Annotated in this window: 18 protein-coding genes; 14 read left to right on the top strand and 4 right to left on the bottom strand. The window is 52.1% G+C overall.

From position 1 onward, the window contains the following. The first annotated feature begins 236 nt into the window (after positions 1-236). The 5 genes from MKY82_RS29455 to MKY82_RS29435 all read left to right on the top strand — a co-directional run bounded on the left by MKY82_RS29455 (position 237) and on the right by MKY82_RS29435 (position 5,753). A complete protein-coding gene (locus tag MKY82_RS29455; protein WP_339294918.1) occupies positions 237-1,106 on the top strand; it encodes an ABC transporter ATP-binding protein in 870 nt (289 codons plus the stop codon). Then, positions 1,099-3,300, top strand: coding sequence for an ABC transporter permease (locus MKY82_RS29450; protein ID WP_339294917.1), 2,202 nt, complete (start codon positions 1,099-1,101; stop codon positions 3,298-3,300). The genes MKY82_RS29455 and MKY82_RS29450 overlap by 8 nt, the downstream gene beginning before the upstream one ends. Before the next feature lie 90 nt (positions 3,301-3,390). Next, positions 3,391-4,080, top strand: a complete 690-nt coding sequence (locus tag MKY82_RS29445) for an RNA polymerase sigma factor (protein WP_071219648.1) — start codon at positions 3,391-3,393, stop codon at positions 4,078-4,080. Beyond that, positions 4,061-4,903 carry a hypothetical protein gene (locus tag MKY82_RS29440; protein ID WP_071219647.1) on the top strand — a complete coding sequence of 281 codons (843 nt, stop codon included), beginning with the start codon at positions 4,061-4,063 and terminating at the stop codon, positions 4,901-4,903. Before MKY82_RS29445 ends, MKY82_RS29440 begins: the two co-directional genes overlap by 20 nt. After that, positions 4,896-5,753: an ABC transporter ATP-binding protein gene (locus MKY82_RS29435; RefSeq protein WP_071219646.1), complete on the top strand. Its 858-nt coding sequence runs from the start codon at positions 4,896-4,898 to the stop codon at positions 5,751-5,753. The genes MKY82_RS29440 and MKY82_RS29435 overlap by 8 nt, the downstream gene beginning before the upstream one ends. 75 nt (positions 5,754-5,828) lie before the next feature. Here the strand turns inward: MKY82_RS29435 and MKY82_RS29430 are convergent, their stop codons facing one another. Further along, positions 5,829-6,086 (bottom strand): DUF3949 domain-containing protein, encoded by a 258-nt coding sequence (locus MKY82_RS29430; RefSeq protein WP_127593924.1) that lies wholly within the window; start codon positions 6,084-6,086, stop codon positions 5,829-5,831. A 236-nt stretch (positions 6,087-6,322) separates the two neighbouring features. On the opposite strand from MKY82_RS29430, the gene MKY82_RS29425 reads away from it, so the two are divergent. Both MKY82_RS29425 and MKY82_RS29420 read left to right on the top strand, forming a co-directional pair. Next, positions 6,323-7,150, top strand: a complete 828-nt coding sequence (locus tag MKY82_RS29425) for an SDR family oxidoreductase (protein WP_194544615.1) — start codon at positions 6,323-6,325, stop codon at positions 7,148-7,150. 150 nt (positions 7,151-7,300) lie between these two features. Further along, positions 7,301-8,593, top strand: a complete 1,293-nt coding sequence (locus MKY82_RS29420; protein WP_194544614.1) for a homocysteine synthase — start codon at positions 7,301-7,303, stop codon at positions 8,591-8,593. 84 nt (positions 8,594-8,677) lie between these two features. Here the strand turns inward: MKY82_RS29420 and MKY82_RS29415 are convergent, their stop codons facing one another. After that, positions 8,678-9,292 carry a hypothetical protein gene (locus MKY82_RS29415; protein ID WP_194544613.1) on the bottom strand — a complete coding sequence of 205 codons (615 nt, stop codon included), beginning with the start codon at positions 9,290-9,292 and terminating at the stop codon, positions 8,678-8,680. Positions 9,293-9,558: 266 nt separating this feature from the next. Between MKY82_RS29415 and MKY82_RS29410 the strand changes: the two genes are divergently transcribed. From MKY82_RS29410 to MKY82_RS29395, 4 genes are all read left to right on the top strand, one after another. Next, on the top strand, positions 9,559-10,668 hold the full coding sequence (locus MKY82_RS29410; protein ID WP_339294916.1) for a PEP-utilizing enzyme, TIM barrel domain protein: 1,110 nt from the start codon (positions 9,559-9,561) through the stop codon (positions 10,666-10,668). Between the two features lie 336 nt (positions 10,669-11,004). Further along, positions 11,005-13,026 (top strand): heavy metal translocating P-type ATPase, encoded by a 2,022-nt coding sequence (locus tag MKY82_RS29405; protein ID WP_339294915.1) that lies wholly within the window; start codon positions 11,005-11,007, stop codon positions 13,024-13,026. A gap of 480 nt (positions 13,027-13,506) precedes the next feature. Further along, entirely contained in the window at positions 13,507-14,448 is a 942-nt protein-coding gene (trxB, locus tag MKY82_RS29400; protein ID WP_071219637.1) for a thioredoxin-disulfide reductase, read from the top strand. Between the two features lie 67 nt (positions 14,449-14,515). Next, positions 14,516-14,752: a glutaredoxin family protein gene (locus MKY82_RS29395; protein WP_006212730.1), complete on the top strand. Its 237-nt coding sequence runs from the start codon at positions 14,516-14,518 to the stop codon at positions 14,750-14,752. 120 nt (positions 14,753-14,872) lie between these two features. Here MKY82_RS29395 and MKY82_RS29390 read toward each other — a convergent pair whose 3' ends face one another. Together MKY82_RS29390 and MKY82_RS29385 are read right to left on the bottom strand one after the other, a co-directional pair. Then, complete coding sequence (locus MKY82_RS29390) at positions 14,873-15,076, bottom strand: hypothetical protein (RefSeq protein WP_194544610.1); 204 nt, start codon at positions 15,074-15,076, stop codon at positions 14,873-14,875. Between the two features lie 153 nt (positions 15,077-15,229). After that, positions 15,230-16,402 carry an ROK family protein gene (locus tag MKY82_RS29385; protein ID WP_194544609.1) on the bottom strand — a complete coding sequence of 391 codons (1,173 nt, stop codon included), beginning with the start codon at positions 16,400-16,402 and terminating at the stop codon, positions 15,230-15,232. Between the two features lie 367 nt (positions 16,403-16,769). On the opposite strand from MKY82_RS29385, the gene xylA reads away from it, so the two are divergent. From xylA to MKY82_RS29370, 3 genes are all read left to right on the top strand, one after another. Continuing rightward, the gene (gene xylA / locus MKY82_RS29380; RefSeq protein WP_071219634.1) at positions 16,770-18,086 is read left to right on the top strand and encodes a xylose isomerase; all 1,317 of its coding nucleotides are present in this window, start codon (positions 16,770-16,772) and stop codon (positions 18,084-18,086) included. Positions 18,087-18,294: 208 nt separating this feature from the next. Continuing rightward, positions 18,295-19,791: a xylulokinase gene (xylB, locus tag MKY82_RS29375; RefSeq protein ID WP_220683871.1), complete on the top strand. Its 1,497-nt coding sequence runs from the start codon at positions 18,295-18,297 to the stop codon at positions 19,789-19,791. A gap of 150 nt (positions 19,792-19,941) precedes the next feature. Further along, positions 19,942-20,571 carry a bifunctional 4-hydroxy-2-oxoglutarate aldolase/2-dehydro-3-deoxy-phosphogluconate aldolase gene (locus MKY82_RS29370; RefSeq protein ID WP_071219632.1) on the top strand — a complete coding sequence of 210 codons (630 nt, stop codon included), beginning with the start codon at positions 19,942-19,944 and terminating at the stop codon, positions 20,569-20,571. Positions 20,572-20,688 lie beyond the last annotated feature (117 nt).

Raw genomic sequence — 20,688 nt, 5'->3', positions numbered from 1 at the left:
AGGTTTACGGATGAACCCCATCTTTGCATGTTATAATAACTGAATAAGAGCCTGACGCTAGGTGAATATAGATCATGCCCGCAATCCGCTTTAAGGATCACGGGCTTTTTTGTACCTTATATATGAATTGGCGTCAAAAGATTGGAAATGCCAAACTTTTTGAGACGATGGTTCGTTCCAAGTAACGTAAACCGCGCGGCTTATGCCATAATCGTTAATGGTGAAAGGATTCTAGAATGATTACCATTGAGCATCTATCAAAAACCTATCGCAAGGGCGCTTGGGCGCTCTTGGATGTTTCTCTACAATTGGATAAAGGTATGACGGGTCTGCTAGGCCCCAACGGCGCCGGCAAAACCACGCTGATGCGCATTCTGGCAACCTTATTGACGCCGACTTCCGGGCAGGTAAGAGTGAACGGGATATCGATTGGACGGCCGGAGGAGATCCGGCAGATGATCGGGTATTTACCCCAGCATTTTCACATTTATCCGCAGCTGACCGGCCGAGATTATCTGGATTATGTGGCCGCTATGAAAGGGATCACGGAACGGAGTGCCAGGCAGAAGGAAATCTCCAGCCTGCTCGAGATGGTGAATCTCCAGGGAAAGGCTGATAAAAAAGTTCGCACTTATTCCGGGGGAATGAAGCAGCGGTTGGGTATTGCCCAAGCATTATTGGGATCGCCTGATATCTTGATCGTTGACGAACCGACATCCGGGCTGGATCCCCAGGAGCGTGTCAGGTTCCGGAATGTGTTAACCCGCTTTAGCATCGACCGGACAGTCCTGTTATCCACCCATATCGTCGCCGATATCGAGAGCAACTGTCGTCGTATCGCAGTCATGAACAAGGGGAGGTTGGCCATGAATGGCAGCCTGACTGAACTGCAGGCTTGCGGGAAGGGACAAGTATGGGAAGCGGTGATGAGTCCGGATGAATTTGCCTTGATTGATCCCATGTCCGTCGTGTCTACCCGAACCGTCCCGGAAGGCGTTCTCTGCCGGTTTATCGGCCAAGCGCCTCCGGTTGCAGGGGCGTTTCCCGCGGATCCGACTCTGGAGGATGGGTATCTGAGCCTGCTGCGGAGGGATCGCCATGCATAAATGGTGGAGGCACAGTCTTCTTGAGCTTCGGCTTTTGTTCGGCAATCCTTTGTTTGCCTCGCTTCCGATCATCTATGCGATTCTGTTCATCATTATGATGCTGCAGGCGGCGAGCGGCAACGGGCCGAACCATAATCTGTACACGGCGGCTTACTCCTTCCACATGCTGGGTCATACGATGACCCTGGGTCCGGCTATGTTAATTGGCATCTTGTCCATTCGCCGGGATGTCCGCCGTCGATCCTTTGAATGGAATCACAGCTTGCCTGTATCTTTCTTTACCTTGTTGTCGTCGAAATATGTGGTCAGTTTGTTGTACTTTTCCCTGTTCACATTGTCGACGTCGGTTATATTCTATATCCTGTCGGTTAGCCAAGGAATCGCCGGTCATATTGCGATGATGCATACCATGCAATTTGCTGTCCAGTATGAGGTTTCCTACATGGTGACACTCGCGCTCGCCATGCTTCTCGGGGCAAGCATTCCGAATCGGATCGTTTATTTGATTGGTTTCTGTGCATGGATGTTCGGAACGTTTTTCATGGAAATTTATATTATCAGCGAATTAAGATGGATGCCGGCCCAAGTGTTTCACCTCAATCAATTCTTCCTTCAATCCAATCGGTTTGAATATGAGAATTGGGGGTACGACCTGTTTGGCGAAGATTTAATGAGTTCCCGGTGGTTCGTGCTTGCCTTCACGTTCCTGCTGCTAACGGTGTGTTTGTTCTTGTTAAACCGCAAACGCCCTACGATGCTGCTGAAAGCGGGATGGCTCGCGGTGCTCGGGGCTGTCGTATTGACGGCAGCTGCAGCGGTACCTTACGGCACGCTATGGGCGGAACGATATGCCCAAATTGATGCGAAGCTTGAAGACCCTACGGTTTCTTATATCGATGATCCTGAAGCTGGATCCTTTTATCATGTTTCTTCTTATGATATCAAACTGAAGCGGCTGCCAAACGATGAACTTCGCGTGATGGCAAAGCTAACGATACCCGCCTCCGAATTATCGGGCATGAGGCAGCTTCCGTTAACCCTGAACCGGATGTTCAAGCTTGAGCGTGTCCAACTTCAAGGTATTGACGCTCCTTATCGCAGACAGGGAGATCGGCTATCGGTAAGGATGGTCGGCGATGCCAAGGGAGGAGACATTCAAGCCGAGCTGGAATATAGGGGCAAAGTCATGGACTTTATGGCCGGGTACTCCCGTGAGGAATTTTCGGTTTACAGTGTGGGACCCGAAGTTAAACTGGATGGATTTATCGCGTGGTATCCGCTTCCCGGTTATCAGCATGTATATTTAAAGAGCGATAACGAAGACCGTCCTCCGAAATATGTTTATTTGGGCTGGGAATTCGGCCGGATGCGTTATTCTTTCGGTGAGATGAAGCTGGAGGTGGAAGGTTATCCGGTTCCCTTGTATACGGGGATGCAGGAGCTGGAACGGAGGCCCGGCTACCAGCGGTTTGAGGATAGGGGGATCGAGCAGAACATCTCCCTGTACGGAGGTCGGTTCTGGAAGGAAATCCGCCGGAATGATCTCCCAATTACCGTCGTGACAACACCATATATGGAGAAGGCATCCGTGTTGATGCTGCGGGATATGCAAAAAAAATATGACTATTTCTCCAAGTGGGTACCCGCGTTCAACAGCAACGTCGACAAGATCTTATATTTAGGTCAAGGTTTTGATTATCCCCGGGTGGATCATCGTCTGATTCTGTCCTCGAACCAGTACACATATAACTACTCAAACTTGTCGGGCGAATGGATGAACTCGATTCTGTTTGGCAACCAGGATGGGCTTAATTATTATTTTGAACATCCGGAACGAGATGTGCGCGGAAAGATCAGCAGTCTTTTCTGGTATGTGTATTATGTGGAAGAGAAAGGGCTTAGCGATAAACAGCTGAGAGAGGATTATGGAAGCCTTAGATCGGTACAGCAGCTCCTTTACCGGAATGGGGACGGCGATGATCCTCAAAACAAAATAGGGATAAGTATGGCTCAGCAAGTCAGAAGGGCGTTGGAAGAAGGCAGAGGGGAGCAGGTCAAAGAGCTGCTGGTTCATTTTTACCAGCAAGGGCTGATGCTCCCGAGCACCGAACGGAATTCGTACTTAAATCCGGAGAGCCCGATTACGTACAAAGAGTGGCAGCAGAAATGGGATGCCATGTTGAATGTCAAATAATGACGACTATGCACATGCACACGGTCGGTTATAATTGAGAAATAGATATAATGGGAAGATTAGAATGCACATAGAAAGGGGGGGGAAGGCATGATTTCCGATCAGCAACTGTCCGAACGCATGGCTGCCGGCGACCAGGAAGCTTTTGAAATGCTGGTGACGAGGTACCATGGTCCGCTGCTCAGTTATACGACCCAGAGGCTGGCCGACAGGCAAAAAGCCCAGGATATCGTTCAGGAAACGTTTATCCGGCTCATTCGGCATCTGAAGCAGCACGGCACGCTGGAACATGTTCGCTCCTGGCTTTATCGCGTGGCTCTGAATATGTGCAAGGATTATTGGAAAAGCGCATCCTACAGGTCGGAAGGTCTGGCGGGTGAGGAGATGCCGGATGCATACGACCCTGCACCCGGCGCGGAGGAACTCGTGGAAAGGCAGGAAACCTCGCTTGAGATTGCAGCATCTCTGGAGAGCCTGCCCGATATACAACAGGAAGTCATATCTCTTCGATTCTTTCATGATCTGAAGCTGCAGGAAATCGCCGACCTGGTCGACCTCCCCTTAAGCACGGTGAAAACGCATTTATATAACGGCTTGAGAAAGCTGAAGAAAACATTGTCCATGGAGCATTCCGATTTGGTACCCGTTCATTCGTCCCGAAGGACGCGGGAGAGGAGTCCCCAGGAACAGGTACGGAACCGCTCCAAGTCGGAAGAGCCGGATTCGCAGAGCAAAGTAAAAGAAAGTGAGGTGTATCTCCATGGATCATCCATTCGATAATGAATTGAGAAGACTCGAAGACGAGCTTCGCGGCCCGCTTAGACGCGCTGCTCTTCCATCGCCGTCACCGGATGAGACGGCGCAGCTCATTGCGTCTCTTCAGGGAGAGTTCAATCAGCTCAGGATTGAGCCCGAGTCCCCCAAGCTGGATTTTAATCCGCAGGTCGACCCACCCTCATTAAAACAGATTCTCCGGAGCCAGATCCGATTGAATCAAAGATCCATTCTGCTCACAGCAGGCGCGGTATTCTGCATGTTGGTTCTGCTGATCGATCCGGAGTATCCATTGGATCAGTTTGCCGGATTGCCCGGCGGCATTTTTCCGTTGATTACCCCGCTGCTGCTGATTGTATCGATGCTGTTCAGCAGCCGAACCTGGGATAAAGGGATGCGGGCCGTGGAGACCTTGACCCCATACCCGCCGGCTCTTGTGTTGTATACCCGCCTGCTGCTAGTGACCGGTATCGTCATCGGAATGGCCTTGCTGAGTACCCTCGCGCTCGGGCTGCGATCCATCCAGGCGGAAACCTCCCGCTTTTTATTCGGACCCTTTATCCTGGAGTGGATGGGGATTCTGCTGGTGACGGGAGGAGCTGCGATGTATATGCTGTTTCGCAAAGGCATGGTCGTCTCACTGATCTCGGCCGTCCTGGTCTACGGCATGTGGATCGTGATTCAAGGACAAATCGTGGATCACGGCGTTTCGATGAGCGGTAAAATGATGACGGACATGGCATTGCTTGTTATCGGAGTGATTCTGCTCGTCTCTTCCTACGGACGCAGTTTGAAGCTGAACGGAGCCTGGAGAATGGCCAATGATTAGGCTGGAAGGACTGGAACGACAGGCGGGTACGTACCGGCTTGAAATCGACAAAGCGGAGATTCAATCCGGCCTCAACCTCATCGTCGGGGCGAACGGCGCCGGAAAAACCACCTTGATCGAGCTGCTGACCACGCTGCAGGCGCCCGATGCAGGCGAGATCCTGTACAGCGGGCGCAGGGCAGGGGATCATTTGCCGCTAATCCGCAGTCAAATCGGATATGTCCCGGCGGATATCGAGCTGTATGGAGATATGAAGGTCGGCAAGCTGCTGACCTATATGGCAGAGTTAAAGGGCGTCTATAACCCGGAGGCCATTGACAGGCTGATGGCGGACTTTCGGTTGGAGCCTTTTCGCAAGAGCAAGGTCAAGAATTTGTCGCAAGGGGTGCAGCGGCGCATTGCCGTCGTACAGGCGCTGCTGGCTTCTCCTTCTTTTCTATTCCTCGATGAGCCGTTAAACGGCATGGACGCCGAGGAACGCAAATTCCTTATCACGTACCTGACCAAGTACGCCAGGGGCCGAATGGTGATCGTGGCCGCCCACGAGCTGAACGAATGGGAAGAGGCGGCGGATACCGTGATATGGATACACCGCGGTCGCATCCGGTATATCGGTTCACCGACCCAGTGGAAGCTGAATGTGGCGTCCAGCGTCTGGGAAGGCGAGATCGATCTGGAAGCCTTCGAGCGGATACCGCAGGAGCTGCTGATTCATTTTCAAATGACGGAACATCACATGAGAGTAAGGCTGATGGGGAAAAAGCAGCCGGGTCCCGAATTTGTGGAGAAGGCGCCTACGCTGGAGGATACCTTTTTCCTACATATGAACGCCTTAGCCAGACGCGGCTGAGTATAGCTTGGATCATGAAAAATCATCGCCTTCATTCGGGCGATGATTTTTGCGTTTTCATCCGTTTAAAGCCGACTATTTGGTCGTTTTTCCGCTCTTATGCCTCCAATTATAAATCCACGAAGCAACCATGGTGGAAGGCCAAAACCATCCTTGCGTATTGTAATGGAGTTGTTCTTCTTGAAACGACATGTTGTTGTAATACGTTTCCTGATCGACCCCCTGCCTCCGGGGATCTTTCTTTAACGCTGCAATATACCGGTACTGTACAGGGATCATGATCAGGAATACGGCGACCAGAACGCTCGCAATAATCCACATCGCAGAACTCATACGTACACGCTCCTTTGGTTTATCGTATATGGAAAGCCATATTAATATACACTACGTATAAACCTCGGTATGGATTCAAATATTTACCATATGAACGCCCGTCATGCCGACTTTATCTATCGAAAGCCAATCATCCGTTTCAGAACAGGGTAAGGAAGGGTAGGCACGGTGCGCGTATTCGCTGAACAGCGGCGTCATCGTAGCATGAATGGATGATGGAGAAGGGAGCGAGTTGAATGGGAACCGTAAGTAATCAAGGAATGGAGAAGGTGGCTTTGGTAACGGGTGCTGGCGCCGGAATCGGACGAGGGATTGCCAAGGTTCTGGCTGAAAAAGGATATCGGCTGGCGATGACCTACAATTCGAGTAAAGATGGAATATTGGACATGGCAGAGGATATTCGCCATATCTATGGCAAGACGCCTCTTATTATCCAAAGCGATCTGACCGTTCGCAGTGAAGCGGAGAATACGATACGAAAGACGATAGAGGAGTTTGGCCGGATCGATCTGTTGGTGAACAATGCGGGGATCGGCCTATATGACGAGCTCACGGAGATTGAAGAGGACGCGCTGGACATGACGGTTCATCTCGATTTTCGAGCGCCGATGCTGCTTAGCAAATATGCTGTTCGGGAGATGATCGCCCAGGGAATTCCGGGCAATATCATCTTCATCACGTCTTCGCGGGGGGAGAGAGCCTATCCCAAGGACAGCATTTATGGCGGTATGAAGGCAGCGCTTATACGTGCCGCCCAATCGCTGGCGCTCGAGTGGGCTCCGCATGGCATCCGCGTAAACTGCGTGGCACCGGGAGCAACCGTTCACAAGCCGGACCAATCGGCAGAGGACGAGCCGCTGGGCAGAAAAATCCCGCTGGGAAGGCTCGGCACGCCGTCGGACATCGGGGAAGCGATTGCTTGGCTCTGCTCGGATGCGGCATCCTATATTACCGGCATCAATCTCCGTATAGACGGAGGTTTAATCTTGCCGGGCATGCCGGAGGATACGTCCCCGGAAGCCGGATATGGATGGGGCAGAGTGTATAAGGAGGACAAGGAATAAGGGTGACTTGCGGGTGCATGCAGAAGAATTTATAATATTCCGATAAATTTAGTGGGTTATCTCTCTTTTCAAACGAGAGAAAGTATGAGAGAATGGGAGAAATTATGAAATCATCATACTTTCCATATGAAGAAAAGGGAGGAAACACCCATGTCAGAAGAACGCCAATTTTCCATTGAAACCTTAGCGGTTCATGCCGGTCAGGAGCTTGATCCGACCACATTATCCCGCGCTGTCCCTCTGTATCAGACGACTTCCTACGGGTTCAAAGACAGCGAGCATGCGGCGAATCTGTTTGCGCTTAAAGAATTCGGCAACATTTACACGCGTATCATGAACCCGACCACGGATGTGTTTGAGAAGCGGATTGCAGCGCTCGAAGGCGGTGCCGGTGCACTGGCGACATCTTCCGGGCAGGCAGCCATCACCTTCTCCATTCTGAACATTGCAGGCGCAGGTGATGAAATTGTTTCTTCCTCGAGTTTGTATGGCGGTACTTATAATTTATTTTCCAATACGCTAGCGAAGCTGGGGATCAAGGTGCATTTCGTGGATTCCACGGATCCTGAGAATTTCCGTAAAGCGATCAATGACAAAACGAAGGCCGTGTTTGCCGAAACGATCGGCAATCCGCAGGGGAATGTGCTGGATGTGGAAGCCGTTGCGGCCATCGCGCACGAGAGCGGTATTCCGCTTATCGTCGACAATACGTTCCCTAGCCCGTATCTGCTGCGCCCGATTGAATTTGGAGCGGATATCGTCGTTCATTCCGCGACCAAATTCATCGGCGGCCACGGTACCTCCATCGGCGGGGTCATTGTCGATAGCGGTAAATTCGACTGGACGGCTAATGACAAGTTCCCAGGATTGACGCAGCCGGATCCAAGCTATCATGGCGTTGTATATACAGAGGCAGTAGGCCCGATCGCTTATATCATCAAAGCGCGCGTGCAGCTGCTGCGGGATATCGGCGCATCGCTGTCCCCGTTCAATTCCTGGCTGCTGCTGCAAGGACTGGAAACGCTGCATCTCCGGGTGGAGCGCCATAGCGAGAATGCGCTGAAGGTTGCCCAGTACTTGGAGAGTCATGAGGCGGTGGAATGGGTGAGCTATGCAGGGCTGCCGAGTCACCCTTCGTATGAGTTGGCGAAGAAGTACCTGCCGAAGGGACAAGGCGCTATCCTGACCTTCGGTATCAAAGGCGGGGCAGCGGCAGGTCAGAAGGTGATCGAGAATGTGAAGCTGTTCTCCCACTTGGCCAACGTCGGGGATTCCAAGTCGCTTATCATTCATCCGGCGAGCACGACGCATCAGCAGCTGACGGAAGACGAACAGCTTACGGCGGGCGTAAATCCGGAATTGCTGCGTCTGTCGATCGGGACCGAGTCTATCGATGATATCCTGTATGATCTGGGTCAAGCTATCGCGGCAAGTCAGGAGTAAAGGCTGACTGATGGATTTCAAATAAATCTCAGAGCACTTTCCTGTATATGGAGGAAGGTGCTCTTTTTTGTTGTCGCAAGGCCGCTACGGGGTTGTATCCATGCTGTCGAGCCATGGATGACCCGATGGAAACTGCGTCCGCAGCGCTTGGGCAAGCCACCCTGCAGCCTGTCGATCGAGGAAGGGCAGGACCTTCCTGAAATCCCGTTCGTCTTTTTCACGGATGTTCTTGCTTCCTCCTTTATACAGGAGCTGTATCTCCGGTTTTAGATAAGGAATTCCTTGGTCTGTTATTAAGGATATATCTTGGAGCGGTCTTCGAACGGATGGTTCTCTGCGATAAACCCAGCTGTCCAGTTCGACCTCCACCAGCATGATCTGGAATGAGAAGGGGGCTTCCTCATTCCGACTTACCCATACATCGCCAACCGAGTGCAAATATTCGCCTTCCTCCCAGAGGGATAAGGTTCCTTGATCCGCTTTGTACAGCGTCCATTCTTTGGCTAATGCCGCGTAAATGGCGGCCTGCTCTTCGCGCAGGATCAGGATATCGATATCGCCGTGTTCCCTGGTCTGCTCCCCCAAATATAAATCCAAAGCCCAACCTCCGGCGATATACCAACGAGCAGGGATTTCAGCAAAAATTCCAGCGGCATCCGATACGCTGATTGGTTCCCAATGGTCATAATCGGTTCTCATGTGCTACTCTCCTTTTTCCGGGATGGATTCATTCCTCCATTGTATAGGTTTTATCCAGTCCTTGAAATGAGGATAAACAGATAGAGTCAGGCATCCGCACCCTTGCGCAGTTATCCGGTATAAGGAGAGCAGGGTGCTTGGTTTGTTCCGTCTTGTTATTTTTCAGCCGGTGTTTATTCCGTGGGCTGTATATTTCCAAATGTTTCATAATAATCTGTAAGGAGGCGTTTATCCAATTCAAGGTGAAAGGGAGTAGAAGGATAACCATGACGGAAAGGCAATGGGGAGCACGCAGTGAATTGGGAGAGCGTCGATTTGAAGATCAAGAGTTCATCGGAGTTGAAGAGATTGGGGCAAACGAGATTTCTCCCGAGACGGATCTGCTGAAGCATTTTGCAATGGCAGGAGGAGTCACCCATGAGGAGGTATTGCTGTTATTGGCATCGCCTGACGATATTGAAGAAGCCCTCAGGGTTTCCGGGATTCGGCATAACGGCACGGACAGACCTTCCTTGACCCGACTGCTGGGGTGGAGTGACAGGAACCGAAGACTGAAAGTCATGAGCCGATCCGCAGACCCTGAATCCATTGCACGAGATATCAGTCAAGGTGCTCAGGGAATCGGGCTGATACGCGGGGAGGATGCTGTGCAGCATGGCCTGCTGCAGGAGGTTTACACGGCGTGGTTGAATTCGCGGAGCGCAGAGAAGAGCGTCCTGTTGAGGCGGAGACTTATCATGCTGTGGATGACCTATTGGGTATCGGTGTTTCAGGCGGCGGCTGGAGCTAGGTGTGCGGTCAGCTTGCTGCACGATGCCCGGCTTTCCAACACGATGGAGTTGCGTGAAGCGCAGGATGCTCAGCTGGAGTCCTTGTTCCGGGCTATGGAGCAGTGCAGCGAGGAAGGCGTGGATTGCCAATTAGAGCTCCTGGCTGTACGTCCGGCACACGCGGATGACTTTATATCGATTCATAATTTTATCGAAGAAGTGGCAGAGCAGACCCTTATGGATCAAAGACGTTTTGTGCGTATTCGTTATGGGGCGCTTCTCAGAGAAGGGATGAATCCAGCGACGGCAGCGGAAATTGCCCGTTTGGCCGATGTGATTGTATTCGACTCGGAGGGGACGGAGAATTCCGGATCGTCGGATGAGGCAGGACACAGGGGCACGGCTTTCTCCGAGATGATCCATCGAATTAAGCGAACGAAGCCGCAATTAACGCTCCGGATCAATGGGGTGGCTACCACGGATTTGCGGATGGTTTACCGACAGGGCATACACGAGGTGTGCTGTCAGTCCTCAGAGATTGCAGCCATTCGAATAACCGGTGCGAGGCTGGAGATGCGCCGCAGATGTTCGACGATTGTCGAGTGATGGAATGTGAGCGCTTAACAAACTAGGTGAAGGATTAAAGAGAAGTCCTTGCGGAGAGAACGCAAGGGCTTTTTTTACGTATAGAGGTTCATCTTCAATAACAGGGGACGCCAATAGGTACTCTTCAGTATTTAAAAAATGTGAAAAATATGGTTTACAAATGAGGATGAAGTGAGTATGATACTTATAAAGTTGTACGAAGGAAAATAAATTGTATAAGTTCAAAAATGATTCTCATTCTCATTTAGCATGCTGCTCCGGCGAAGCCGGGGCAGCATGTGTCATTTTAAGGGTAGTAATAATGGATCTCATTCTCAACTAGGAAGGTGATTGGTTATGCAATGGATACAAAGTCAAACGACGACTGGACGCATATCGACAATAGAAAATGGAGCTGATCCTCGTGAGCCGCGGCAGCCTGGGAAGTGGGATATACGCAGTCTGCTGAGCAACGCGGAGGTCGTGGCTGCGCTGGGCAGCGGCCTGTTGATGCTGATCGCTTGGCTGACCAGCCAATGGTCTGAGCCGCTCTCCGTTGTGTTGTATGTGATATCCTATGCCGTCGGCGGATGGGTGAAAGCGAAAGAAGGTGTGGAGACCCTTCTGAAGGAGCGCGATCTGGATGTGAATCTGCTGATGATTGCTGCTGCTATGGGAGCTGCAGCGATCGGGTACTGGAATGAAGGCGCGATGCTGATCTTCATCTTTGCCCTCAGCGGCGCGCTTGAGAGTTATACCATGGAGAGAAGCCGCAAGGATATCTCGTCCTTGATGGAGCTGCAGCCGGAAACGGCCCTTCGCATTGAGAAGGGAGAGATGGTATCGGTATCCATCAACAAGCTGGAGATCGGCGATCTGATTCTGGTAAAGCCGGGCGAGCTTATTCCGGCAGACGGCAAAATTTATCGCGGCAGCTCCTCCGTCAACCAGGCTTCGATTACCGGGGAATCCGTACCGGTCGATAAGTCCGTAGGCGATGAAGTGTTCACAGGCACCTTAAACGGGGAAGGCGTATTGTACATTGAGGTTACCCAGTCGGCGGAATCCACGTTGTTTGCCAAGATTATCAAGCTGGTGGAAGAAGCGGAGAACGAAGTACCGGAATCGCAGCGGTTCATCAAGCGGTTCGAATCGATTTATGCCCGTGTCGTTGTCATTGCGACCGTGGCGCTGATTGTTCTGGCTACTCCCGTTCTGGGATGGGATTGGGATACGACCTTCTATAAAGCGATGGTGTTTCTCGTAGTTGCCTCCCCTTGTGCGCTGGTATCCTCCATTATGCCTGCAATGCTGTCGGCGATTTCCAATCGCGCCAGAAAAGGCGTATTGTTCAAGGGCGGCGCCCATATCGAGAATATGGCACGCACGGCGGTTGTCGCTTTTGATAAGACAGGTACCTTGACGCTGGGTACGCCGGTAGTTACGGATTTTATCGCTGGCGAAGGCTGGGAACGGCATGAACTGCTTGGCATCAGTGCTTCTATCGAAAGAATGTCGAAGCATCCTCTGGCCTTGGCGATTGTCCAATCGGCTGAGAAAGAGGGGGCCGCGCTGCAGCAGGTAGAGAACGGACAGTCCATAACTGGATGGGGTATGCAGGCGGAAGTGGAAGGAATCACTTGGAAAATAGGGAAAAGCGATATTTTGGATCATCCGACTATTGATCAGCATTCCGGTGCAGCTTCCGCGCAAAAGGAGTTGAGCGCGCTTGAAGAGAATCGCCAGCACTGGCTGTCCATCCGGAACATGCTGGAATCCGAAGGCAAGACGGTTTCCGTTATTCTGAAGGGAGACCGTATCGCGGGCATGATCGCTCTGCAGGATGCGGTCCGGCCTCAAGCGGCAATGGCCGTTAAACGGCTGCAGCAGCTGGGCATCAAGGTAGCGATGCTGACGGGGGACCGCAAGGCGACGGCCGACGTGATTGCGAAGCAGAGCGGCGTAGACATGGTGTTCTCCGATTTGCTGCCGGAAGATAAAGTTACACATATTAAGGAGCTTCGGGCCCGTTACGGCCATGTGGTCATGGTTGGGGACGGAGTGAACGATGCACCGGCACTGGCTACTGCGACCGTCGGCATCGGCATGGGCGTTTCGGGAAGCGGAACGGCGCTGGAGGTAGCGGATGCGGTGCTTATGAATGACAATATCGATGAAATTGCCGGCACCGTCAAGGTTGCACGCCGGGTTCAGCGTATCGTGAAGCAAAATATGATCTTTGCCATCACCGTGATTTTGACGCTGATTGCAGCCAATTTCATTCAAGGCGTGGCGCTGCCGCTGGGCGTCATCGGTCACGAAGGAAGCACCATTCTGGTTATACTGAACGGGCTTCGTCTGCTGCGCACTAACCGTTAATCGAATCTGTATCTTGTGTTAAAAGTCCCCTTCTTTTCATTCGTGAGAAGAAGGGGATTCTTGTTTGTTGGCTCTCAATGGCCGTGGACGATCTCGATTTCTCCCAAGCTCTTCGCTGCTAGGCTCGACATGCAAGGACTCGCTGCCAAGGGTTGTCCTTTTTTTCATCAAACATTCATCTTCCTTTCGTTAAAAGAGCGGGGGAGTCTTGTGGTGCCCTTAAATTCATATAACCCTCTCTCCGCGTACGATTGTTTGCGAAGTAAACGCTTCCGGGCCCAAAAGATTGCCGCCTTCTTGGGAGAAAGAAGTTCAGTTCCCCAAAATATTGGATTACATTTCGAATTATGAAGAATGGATTAACAATATTTTCGGAGGGGGTGTGATGTGACATATTGACAGACGGCTGCGATATAACCATAATTAATATTAATTTATAATGATTATAATTAAGCGTTCCATATATAGGAGGGAAACGATATGTACAAATCCGTTATTATAGGCACAGGCCCTGCCGGCCTTACGGCTGCAATCTATCTGGCTCGCGCAAACCTGAGCCCGCTCGTCATTGAAGGTCCGCAACCTGGCGGACAGCTGACCACCACAACCGAAGTTGAGAATTTTCCGGGCTTTCCCGAAGGCATCATGGGTCCTGAGCTGATGGACAATATGCGTCAGCAGGCTGAACGTTTTGGCGCAGAATTTCGTACAGGCTGGGTGAACAGCGTGGAATTCGGAGAGCGTCCGTTCAAGCTGGACGTAGACGGTATGGGTGAGGTAGTTGCCGAAACGTTGATTATCTCTACGGGCGCAACGGCCAAATATCTCGGCATTCCTGGAGAACAGGATAATGTAGGACGCGGTGTAAGTACCTGCGCAACATGCGACGGATTCTTCTTCCGCGGAAAAGAGATCGTTGTTGTCGGCGGCGGCGATTCCGCGCTGGAGGAAGCGAACTTCCTGACCCGCTTTGCATCCAAAGTAACACTGGTACACCGTCGGGAGGAGCTTCGTGCATCGAAAATCATGCAGGACCGCGCCCGCGCTAACGAGAAAATCGAATGGGCCCTGAACCGCACGCCGCAGGAAGTCATCGCGGACGAGACAGGCGTCAAAGGGATCAAAGTACTCAATAATGAAACTGGCGAAGAGGAGACGATTACAGTCAGCGGCGTATTCGTGGCGATCGGTCATCATCCGAACACTGGTTTCCTCGGCGGAAACATTACAACGGATCCGAACGGTTATATCGTAACGACCCCGGGAACATCCGAGACGAATATCCAAGGGGTATTTGCTTGCGGCGACGTGCAGGATACCCGTTACAGACAAGCGATCACCGCGGCAGGAAGCGGCTGTATGGCAGCTATGGATGCGGAGAAATATATCGAGAGCTTGGAACACAACGCTGTTGTGTTGTAAACTGATAGATAGAGATCGAACGGGCTTTAATCAGAGCCTAATCATGAGTAGAGGAGACTGATCAACCATGGAAAATGTGATTGTATATACTTCGAACAACTGCCCGCACTGCAAACAAGTAAAAGGCTTCTTGTCCGATCAAGGCATCGAATTTGAAGAGCGCAACATCGAGCAAAACGACGAATTCGCGCAGCAAGTATGGGATATGGGCGTTCGCGCAGTACCGCTCACGATCATCGGCGAGCACCGCATTCTTGGCATGAATAAGCTCCAGTTCAACAAAGCGTTGAACCCCGAAGCGTAATCTAATCAGCATTATGGCAAGCCTATTGCTTGCTTATGATAAAAAGCTCCTTCCCCGATTTCCGGGAAGGAGCTTTTTTTTGTTGCCGAGATATGCTGCTGACGTTCGCTCAGATCGTGTTCACTTGTTAAAAAACAGACTCATGATGATCTGGAATACGACGTAAGCTGCTACGCCGGAGCCGAGGAGAATGAAGCCGGCTTTTTTCTTGCCTTGAAAAAAACGCATGATGGCGAGACTGAACAAAGGTGCGATAACTAGGAGACACAGCAATACGGTCACAAACATTTCCGCCGATATTTCCGCAGTGCTTACATAGGTCATTTGAGCGTTTCCTCTCCCTTTAGTATAACGATCACACGGCATCTCCACGAGGAGAAGCGTGATTTAAATTGCAGGACGAGATTAATTATAGCGGAAAATCGCGGGATTTTCCTTAATATGCAGGGTGTTAATTACGACAAAATATCGTCAATTTTAATGAATCGGCATGGAGACTCGCACTGGCCCCAGAAACTGCGAGATGGCGGAGTAAGCCGCGCCGATCAGGGTGGAGCGGCTGCCCAGCTCGGCAAACCGAATCTCCATCAGCTCACGGTGGTAAGGAAGCGTGCGCTGGGCAACGACCTGTCGCAGCGTATCCTCAATCCAAGCCCGTGCGTCGGACAGCGGACCGCCGATAATGACCGATTGCGGATTGAATCCGTTGACAAGATTGGTAATGCCGATACCGAGATAACGTCCAAGCTCTTCAAAATGCCGGATAGTCTCCTCATGGCCTCGCTCTGCATGGTGAATCAGCTCGGATGTCCGCCTGGACGGGAGAGCGGCGCCTTTGCTGTCGTAGGATTTCTCCGAGGCATACAGCTCCCAGCAGCCGCGGTTGCCGCAGGTGCATTCCAGTCCATCGGCATCGATGGACATATGGCCGCTCTCGCCAGCGTATCCGCGGGCCCCCTTATAGAGCTCGCCATTGATGATGATGCCGGAGCCGATACCGCTGCCGGCACTGATATAGAGGAGATGGCGGGCGTCCCGGCCAGCTCCGAAGCGCAGCTCGCCCTGGGCACCCGCGTTTGCTTCATTGTCGATGGTTACGGGAAGTCCGAGCTCGTCCTCTAGCTGCTTCTGCAGCGGCACCATGTCCCATCCCAGGTTGGGAGCGAAGAGGACGGTGCCGTCACCGTCCACCATTCCAGGGACGCCTACGCCGATCCCGATGATCCCGTACGGGGAGGGAGGGGTCTGCCGCATCAGGCCATGAATCAGACCAACCATCAGCCGCGTCACCGATTCCACGTCATGCCCTACAAGGGCGGTATCTTCTTCGGCAAGGATCTTGCCTTCCAGATCTGTAAGCACGGCGGTCATTTGCTTGACGCGCAGCTCAACGCCGACGGCATAACCGGCTTGTCCGTTAAACAGCAGCAGCTGCGGCTTCCTGCCGCCGCTGGATTCGCCGGGTCCGATCTCCTGGACCAGGTGGTTGCTGCACAGCTCCTGCACGAGATTGGAGACGGTAGCCTTGTTCAGTCCGGTTAGCTTGGAGACTTTCGCTCGGGAGACAGGGGCGTGCTGACGTATCGTATCGAGGATAATCGAAGTATTTATTTTTTTGACCAGAGCCTGATCACCGGTAATATTCGCCATGTGTATTCATCCTTTTAGTCTTGCTTCCTGATCATGATAAGTTTTGGAGACTTGATATGCTCATAGTCTAGGGGCAAAGTCCGGAAATTGCAACAGCCCGTAACGCTGCCCGGGTGCGCGTTAATCTTTTGTTCGGTGGTTTCCATCGTCATAACATTTAAATATGAAATTGCAGGAATTCTAGGCAGTGAGCTAAACAGAGATGTGTTGATCTTTTGTAGAAATAGCCCTAAAAGCAGGTGTCACCGGATTTGAAAAAGTTGTAAAGCAATAACTTTGTTTAACCAATAGACAAAGTAGGAATCCTGTGTTAGGATAACCTTGTAAGCGTTAACCACACCTTAACAAGGTATAGGAGGATTTATTCATGGCCTATTTTAACAACATTAGCAAAGTCGAGTACGAAGGCAGCCAATCAACCAACCCTTATGCTTTTAAATTTTATAATCCGACAGAAGTAGTAGCCGGCAAAACGATGGAAGAGCATCTCCGTTTCGCCATGGCTTACTGGCATACATTGACTGCAGGCGGTTCGGATCCGTTCGGCGCTGACACTGCGGTTCGCCCTTGGGGCAACTACTCCGGCATGGACCTCGCCAAAGCACGCGTTGAGGCAGGCTTTGAGTTCATGGAGAAAATGAATCTTCCGTATTTCTGCTTCCACGATGTGGACATTGCGCCTGAGGGCAGCAGCCTGCGCGAGTTCTACAGCAACATCGATACGATCGTGGATTCGATTGAAGACCACATGAAATCCACTGGCAAGAAATTGCTCTGGAACACGGCGAACATGTTCACGAACCCACGCTTCATGCATGGTGCGGGCACTACATGCAACGCGGACGTATACGCTCATGCGGCAGCCCAAGTGAAGAAAGGCCTTGAAGTCGGCAAACGCCTCGGCGCCGAGAACTACGTGTTCTGGGGAGGCCGCGAAGGTTATGAGACCCTGCTCAACACGGATATGGGCCTTGAACTGGATAACCTGGCACGCCTGTTCCATATGGCGGTTGATTATGCGAAGGAAATCGGCTTTGACGCCCAATTCCTGATCGAGCCTAAACCGAAGGAGCCAACCAAGCACCAATATGACTTTGATGCGGCTACAACAATTGCATTCCTGCAGAAGTACGGCCTCGACAAGCACTTTAAACTGAACCTCGAAGCGAACCATGCCACGCTCGCCGGTCATACCTTTGAACACGAGCTTCGCGTAGCACGCATCAACGGCATGCTCGGTTCCCTCGATGCGAACCAAGGCGATATGCTCATCGGATGGGATACGGACGAATTCCCGGTTAACATCTACGATGCGACATTGACGCTGTACGAAGTGCTGATGAACGGCGGTCTCGGCCGCGGCGGCGTGAACTTCGATGCGAAGGTTCGCCGCCCGTCCTTCGAGCCGGAAGATTTGTTCCATGCGCACATTGCGGGTATGGACACTTACGCAAAAGGCTTGAAAGTGGCAGCGAAGCTGATCGAAGACCGCGTTTTCGAGGACTTCATCGCGAAACGCTACAGCAGCTTTAACGAAGGCATCGGCGCAGACGTCGTATCCGGCAAGGCTACACTGGCTTCCCTTGCAGAGTACGCCCTGAACAACGAGTCCCCGCGCAAGAACGAATCCGGACGTCAAGAAATGCTGAAAGCGATTCTGAATCAGTACATTCTTGCAAATTAATCGATACTCTCTTTAGCGCTTGTACCATGAAATCCAAACCTTCACCGGCTCCCTCCAGGGAAGCCGGTGTACTTATTTCAATCAGGAAACTATAGCGAGCTATGGTCGACAGCCATCCAAGCATACCTCGGATCACGCATCGTGCGCCCCGGGGAAGTGCTAACGATGTTTTCATGTTCGGTTCATGAGGAGACGAAGGAGGATATAGATGAGTTACGTTATCGGAGTTGATTTGGGGACCAGTGCTGTGAAGACCGTGCTGGTGGACCCAAGCGGTAAGGTTGTCGCCGAGCATTCGGAGTCGTATCCGCTGAGCCAGCCGAAGCCGGGTTACAGCGAGCAGCGACCGGAGGATTGGGTCGACAAAACGGTATTGTCGTTACGGGAATTAATGAGCAGAAACAACATTGACCCATCCGAGGTTGAGGGGATAAGTTTCTCCGGCCAGATGCATGGTCTGGTCTTGGTAGACGGTGAGGGTGCAGTGCTGCGGCCGGCCATCCTGTGGAATGACACGCGCACAACGGTGCAATGCCGTCGAATCGAGGAGACTCTGCAGGAGAAGCTGCTAGGGATTGCACGCAATCGCGCGCTGGAAGGGTTCACTCTGCCCAAGATTCTATGGGTGCAGGAGTTTGAACCGGAGCTGCTCGAACAGGCTGCCTTGTTCCTGCTGCCTAAGGATTATGTGCGTTTCCGCCTGACCGGGCAATACGCAATGGACTATTCCGATGCAGCCGGAACGCTGCTGCTGGATGTAGCGGGCAAGTCTTGGAGCACCGACATTTTGGATGCCTTCCAGCTGCCGCACACCCTATGCCCGCCGCTGGTCGAATCCTTCGATCAGTGCGGCACCTTGCTCCCTGAGATCGCCGAGCAAGCCGCTCTGCTGCCAAATACAAAGGTATTTGCTGGCGGTGCGGACAACGCCTGCGGCGCCATCGGCGCAGGCATTCTCGAAGAAGGGCAGACGATGTGCAGCATTGGTACATCGGGCGTGGTACTCTCCTATGAGGAGCGTCGCGAGGTGGATTTTGAAGGCAAGGTCCATTTCTTTAATCATGGAGAGAAAGATGCTTACTATATCATGGGCGTGACCCTGGCTGCGGGATACAGCCTGACCTGGTTCAAGGATACCTTTGCGCCGGATGTCTCCTTTGACGCGCTGTTAAGCGATATCGGAAGCATCCCGGTTGGCAGTGGAGGTCTGCTGTTCACGCCGTATATCGTTGGTGAACGCACGCCGCATCCGGATGCTACCATTCGCGGCAGTTTTATCGGAATGGACGCGGGACATAAGCTGCCTCACTTTGCACGTTCAGTACTCGAGGGAATCACGTTCTCTCTCCGTGAATCCATCGATATCCTTCGCTCATCCGGCAAGCGGATCGACCGCGTCATTTCCATCGGGGGCGGCGCCAAGAACGAAACGTGGCTGCAAATGCAGGCGGACGTGTTCAACGCTGAAATCGTGAAGCTGGAAAGTGAACAGGGCCCGGCTATGGGCGCGGCGATGCTCGCAGCCTACGGCTGCGGCTGGTTCCCAAGCCTTCAGGACTGCGCCAAGGCGTTTTTGCGGCCGGCACGCTCGTATTCTCCCAATCCGCAGGCAGTTCAAGCTTATGACCAATTGTTTGAACTCTATCAAAGCGTATATGGAGCAACGCGTGAACTAGGCGCTGAGCTGTCCGAATTCCGGGGATAACCCTATAGAAGAGCAGGTCGGGAATACAGGTTTCCCGGCCTGCTTTTTTTGCGTGAACGCGGTGGACCGCATATACTTGAAGCAGGTTGAAATTGCAGCCATGCGATTTAGGAACGTGCCGGAAGTGTAAATAGAAATGGGGGGAAGACAATGAAACTGACACCTGAGCTCAAACGCGAGAAAATCGTTGCCATCGTGCGGGGCATTACGAGAGAACAGGCGGACTTCGTAGGAGAAGGGTTGACCCAAGGCGGAATTCGGTTCATGGAAGTGACGATGAATACGAAAGACGCTTTACATATGATCCAGGATTGGCGTACTCGGTATGATGGCGCCGTATATATAGGGGCGGGAACCGTGCTTGATGTGGAGATGGCGAAGGAGGCGGTCTCCGCCGGAGCGCAATTTCTGATCTCGCCGAACACGGATCTTTCCGTTATCGAATATGCTTTGGAGCAAGGAATTGATGTATGGCCTGGGGCGATGACGCCGACGGAGATCGTTGCGGCGTACGCAGCCGGCGCCGAGATCGTGAAGCTGTTTCCCATGGCCAGCCTGGGCTTGTCATTTATCCGGGAGCTTCAGGGCCCGCTGAGTCACATTCCGCTGCTTGCCACGGGCGGCGTTACGCTGGATAATCTTGCGGATTATTTTAATGCAGGTGCAGTTGCGGTAGGTTTAGGCAGCGCGCTGCTCCCGAAGGATGCGCTCGCGTCCGGAAATAAGGAGGAGATCAGGCGTCGTACCGCGGCTTTTGTTGAAGCTGCCCAGCTTGGCTAGCGTGTGTTCAATAGGGTGTTCCCCTTCGTAAGAAGCGGGATCGAAATAGTTACACTTCGTTCATCCTTAATCATGTTGGTTATGTTTTGGAAGCTTGCTACATAAGGAATATATAGA

It is taken from the genome of Paenibacillus sp. FSL W7-1279 (assembly GCF_037969845.1).
In the GTDB taxonomy this organism is placed as follows: domain Bacteria; phylum Bacillota; class Bacilli; order Paenibacillales; family Paenibacillaceae; genus Paenibacillus_AQ.
Note: the sequence above shows the minus strand (reverse complement) of the source record. Positions and strands in the feature narration are given on the sequence as shown.

Bases quoted from the DNA above. Each gene is read 5' to 3' on its own strand.
- MKY82_RS29370 (WP_071219632.1), top strand. From the start codon at position 19,942: ATGAAACTGACACCTGAGCTCAAACGCGAGAAAATCGTTGCCATCGTG.
- MKY82_RS29410 (WP_339294916.1), top strand. From the start codon at position 9,559: ATGACGGAAAGGCAATGGGGAGCACGCAGTGAATTGGGAGAGCGTCGA.
- trxB (WP_071219637.1), top strand. From the start codon at position 13,507: ATGTACAAATCCGTTATTATAGGCACAGGCCCTGCCGGCCTTACGGCT.
- MKY82_RS29385 (WP_194544609.1), bottom strand. From the start codon at position 16,402: ATGGCGAATATTACCGGTGATCAGGCTCTGGTCAAAAAAATAAATACT.
- MKY82_RS29445 (WP_071219648.1), top strand. From the start codon at position 3,391: ATGATTTCCGATCAGCAACTGTCCGAACGCATGGCTGCCGGCGACCAG.
- MKY82_RS29420 (WP_194544614.1), top strand. From the start codon at position 7,301: ATGTCAGAAGAACGCCAATTTTCCATTGAAACCTTAGCGGTTCATGCC.
- MKY82_RS29450 (WP_339294917.1), top strand. From the start codon at position 1,099: ATGCATAAATGGTGGAGGCACAGTCTTCTTGAGCTTCGGCTTTTGTTC.
- MKY82_RS29390 (WP_194544610.1), bottom strand. From the start codon at position 15,076: ATGACCTATGTAAGCACTGCGGAAATATCGGCGGAAATGTTTGTGACC.
- MKY82_RS29425 (WP_194544615.1), top strand. From the start codon at position 6,323: ATGGGAACCGTAAGTAATCAAGGAATGGAGAAGGTGGCTTTGGTAACG.
- MKY82_RS29440 (WP_071219647.1), top strand. From the start codon at position 4,061: ATGGATCATCCATTCGATAATGAATTGAGAAGACTCGAAGACGAGCTT.
- xylB (WP_220683871.1), top strand. From the start codon at position 18,295: ATGAGTTACGTTATCGGAGTTGATTTGGGGACCAGTGCTGTGAAGACC.
- MKY82_RS29455 (WP_339294918.1), top strand. From the start codon at position 237: ATGATTACCATTGAGCATCTATCAAAAACCTATCGCAAGGGCGCTTGG.
- MKY82_RS29395 (WP_006212730.1), top strand. From the start codon at position 14,516: ATGGAAAATGTGATTGTATATACTTCGAACAACTGCCCGCACTGCAAA.
- MKY82_RS29430 (WP_127593924.1), bottom strand. From the start codon at position 6,086: ATGAGTTCTGCGATGTGGATTATTGCGAGCGTTCTGGTCGCCGTATTC.
- MKY82_RS29405 (WP_339294915.1), top strand. From the start codon at position 11,005: ATGCAATGGATACAAAGTCAAACGACGACTGGACGCATATCGACAATA.
- MKY82_RS29415 (WP_194544613.1), bottom strand. From the start codon at position 9,292: ATGAGAACCGATTATGACCATTGGGAACCAATCAGCGTATCGGATGCC.
- MKY82_RS29435 (WP_071219646.1), top strand. From the start codon at position 4,896: ATGATTAGGCTGGAAGGACTGGAACGACAGGCGGGTACGTACCGGCTT.
- xylA (WP_071219634.1), top strand. From the start codon at position 16,770: ATGGCCTATTTTAACAACATTAGCAAAGTCGAGTACGAAGGCAGCCAA.